The organism is Sphingomonas sp. (genome assembly GCF_048594985.1).
Taxonomy (GTDB): Bacteria; Pseudomonadota; Alphaproteobacteria; order Sphingomonadales; family Sphingomonadaceae; genus Sphingomonas_I.
The window spans coordinates 1-3167 of record NZ_JBMDXG010000233.1 but is presented as its reverse complement, the minus strand read 5'-3'; the positions used below and the strand labels follow the sequence as shown (position 1 = coordinate 3167).

The window sequence follows — 3167 nt, the reverse complement described above, 5'->3', positions numbered from 1 at the left end:
GCCGCGACGCTGGTGACGGTGATCGCCGGGCTCGACGTTGCCAAGGTCGTCGTGCCCGAATCGATCGCCTCGGCGGTCGTGCCCCCGGGCGACGGCTTCCTCGCGTCGATGGCCGATCCCGGCCTGATCGTCACCGCGCTCGCCATCGCCTTCATCGCCAGCGCCGAAACGCTGCTGTCGGCCGCCGCGGTGGACAAGATGCACGACGGCGTCCGCACCGATTATGACAAGGAACTGCGCGCGCAAGGCGTCGGCAACATGCTGTGCGGCCTCGCCGGTGCGCTGCCGATGACCGGCGTCATCGTCCGCAGTTCCGCCAACGTTCAGGCGGGCGCCATGACCCGCCGCTCGGCGATCATGCACGGCGTCTGGATCCTCGGCTTCGTCGCGCTGCTGCCGTGGGTGCTGCGCGAAATCCCGATGGCCTCGCTTGCGGGCATCCTCGTCGTCACGGGCTGGCGCCTGGTCAGCCTGACGCATGCCAAGCACCTGTTCCACAATTACGGCGTCCTGCCCGCTTTGATCTGGGCCGCGACGTTCGTGATGGTGGTCGCGACCGATCTTCTGACGGGCGTGCTCGTCGGGCTTTCTCTCTCGCTGCTTGAACTGCTGCCGCATGCGCGCCGCCTCAAGCTGAAGGTCGACTCGTTCCAGGCCGAGGGCGAATCGCGCCTCGCCCTGGATGGCACCGCCACCTTCGTCACGCTGCCGAAGCTCAACCGGGCGCTCGACGGCGTGCCGGCGGATCGCCCCTTCCGCCTCGATCTGGCGCGGCTGGAGGCGATCGACCACACCTGTGCGGAGATGCTCCGCGACTGGTTGCAGCGCCGTCGCGCGAAGGGTGGTGCCGTAGAGTTACAGGGCGCGCGCGATTCCGTCGCAAAGCTGATCGCCGCCTGATCAGCAATCTATTGTAACAATCCAGAAACAACGCATTTACGTTTAAACCTCTAGCTGTCCTGCATCCGGTGAGACCACTGGCACCGCCTTAGCGCGAGAAGCCTGGCTCGTCGGATGCAGGAGGAACGTTCACACCGATAAAGGGGAACGTTCCATGTTTTACCGTCTCGCCGCGATTGCGGCCATCGTCGCGGCCACCCCCGCATTCGCGCAGGAAGCGCCCACCTCGCCGTTCACCGTTTCGGGCAGCGTCGGCCTCGTGTCCGATTACCGTTTCCGCGGTGTCTCGCAGAGCGACGAGGAACTCGCCGTTCAGGGCGGCATCACCATCTCGCACGAAAGCGGTTTCTATGTCGGCACCTGGGGTTCCAACCTCTCGGGCTGGGGCACGTTCGGCGGCTCGAATACCGAGCTCGACCTGATCGGCGGCTTCAAGGTTCCGGTCGGCGGCGGCGCGCTCGATGTCGGTCTGACGTGGTATATGTATCCGGGTGGCGCCAGCGAGACCGACTTCGCCGAGCCCTATATCAAGCTCAGCGGCACCGCCGGTCCCGTCTCGCTGCTCGCGGGCGTCGCCTATGCGCCCAAGCAGCAGGCGCTCGGCAAATGGTATGCGTCCGGCGCCGATGCCTCGGCGGGCGTCTACACCGATCCGGGCGACAAGGAAGACAATCTGTATCTGTGGGGCGATGCCTCCGCCGGCGTCCCGAACACGCCGCTGACGCTCAAGGCGCATATCGGCTATTCGGACGGCAATTCGGGCCTCGGCCCCAATGGCACCAGCGTCGCGCCGACCGGCACCTATTGGGACTGGATGCTCGGCGCCGATCTCGCGATCAAGGGCACGCCGCTCACGCTGGGCGTCGCTTATGTCGATACCGACATCAGCTGGCGCGAGGCCGCTTATCTGCAGCCCAATTTCTCCTCGACCAAGGACAATGGCCCGATTTCGGGTGCGCAGGTGGTGTTCAGCATCACCGCCGCCTTCTGATCGAACCCGTCTGATCCCGACGCCGGGGCGGTCATGCCGCCCCGGCCCCTCGGGGGCTCGGCGCCCCCAAGGTCAGGCCGCAAATCCCCTGCCGGCGGCCCACCGCGCGAACAGTTCGGGCCACAGCGCGGCCGGCTTGCCCGCCGCCGCCCGCAGTCCGAAGCCGTGCCCGCCCTCCTCGAACAGCTGCGTCTCGACCGGCACGCCCGCCGCGCGCGCGGCGGCGCGCAGCGCAAGGCTGTTCTCCACCGGCACCGCGCCGTCATCCTCGGCATGCGCCAGGAACAGGGGCGGCGTCGCGGCGGTCAGGTTGACGGCCGGCGTGTGCGCGCGCTCGATCGCCGGGGTCGCGTCCGGCCCCAGCAGCGCCGTGCGCGATCCCGCATGCGCCACCGGCAGCGCCATCGACTGGACCGCATAGATCGGCGCGGCAATGTCGGGCCGCGCGCTCAGCCGGTCGGCGGCGTCCACCGGCTGATAGACAGGGATCGCAAAGCGCGTCGCCAGATCTGCGCATAGATGCCCGCCCGCCGAAAAGCCGATCGCCGCGATCCGGTCGCGGCGCTGGCCATAGGCGTCCGCCCGCGCCCGAATCAGCCGCATCGCGCGCTGCGCGTCCGACAGGGGTACGTTCGCTCGGTCGGTCCATCCCTCGCCCGGCAGGCGATAGAACAGGACGAACACCGTCCAGCCGCGCGCCGACAGCCAGCGGGCCATTTCATAGCCCTCCTTGTCGATCACGATATAGCGATAGCCCCCGCCCGGACTGACCAGGGCCGCGCAGCCATTGGGCCGCGCGGGGCGGAACACCACTAGCCTCGGCCGCGCGATGCCCCGCACCTCGCGGTCGCCCACGCCGTCCGCCGTGCTGCGTTCGACCGCCCTTTCCACCGGCAGCGGCCGTGCGGTCTGGGGCGGCATATCGGGCCACAGGTCGATCGTCTCGGTCGGGTCGGGATGCCTGCTGCGGCCGGTGCCGTGCCCGGGCGGCGGCGTCTGCGCCGAAGCGGCGGCGGCAAGGCCCGCACCCATCGCCGATAGCAGGGCCTGACGACGATCCAGCATTGCTCTCCTCCCGCCGCGAACTCGCGGTCCGCGGCTCATACCGGCTTCATCGGTCGACGTCCCGCCATCGGCAACCCTCTGGAAGCGGCGGGCATCACCCCCGACCATTTGGGTGCTGGCACGTCGGCCGTTTTTCGGTAGCCCACGTCGAAACGAGGGAGGATGTCGAGGATGGCGCGGATCGGTCGGGCTCTATGGATGGCGGGCGCGG

The 3167-nt window shown here is 68.8% G+C and carries 3 protein-coding genes; 2 read left to right on the top strand and 1 reads right to left on the bottom strand.

The window, feature by feature from the left end; translation table 11 throughout:
* Both ACOJSF_RS09240 and ACOJSF_RS09235 read left to right on the top strand, forming a co-directional pair.
* Positions 1-900, top strand: a 900-nt coding sequence (locus ACOJSF_RS09240) for a SulP family inorganic anion transporter (RefSeq protein WP_420141921.1), incomplete at its 5' end; no start/stop codon positions are given.
* A 154-nt stretch (positions 901-1054) separates the two neighbouring features.
* The gene (locus tag ACOJSF_RS09235) at positions 1055-1891 is read left to right on the top strand and encodes a TorF family putative porin (protein ID WP_420141920.1); all 837 of its coding nucleotides are present in this window, start codon (positions 1055-1057) and stop codon (positions 1889-1891) included.
* Between the two features lie 72 nt (positions 1892-1963).
* On the opposite strand, the gene ACOJSF_RS09230 is transcribed toward ACOJSF_RS09235, so the two are convergent.
* Complete coding sequence (locus ACOJSF_RS09230; protein WP_420141919.1) at positions 1964-2956, bottom strand: alpha/beta hydrolase; 993 nt, start codon at positions 2954-2956, stop codon at positions 1964-1966.
* Positions 2957-3167 lie beyond the last annotated feature (211 nt).

Bases quoted from the DNA above. Each gene is read 5' to 3' on its own strand.
- ACOJSF_RS09230 (WP_420141919.1), bottom strand. From the start codon at position 2,956: ATGCTGGATCGTCGTCAGGCCCTGCTATCGGCGATGGGTGCGGGCCTT.
- ACOJSF_RS09235 (WP_420141920.1), top strand. From the start codon at position 1,055: ATGTTTTACCGTCTCGCCGCGATTGCGGCCATCGTCGCGGCCACCCCC.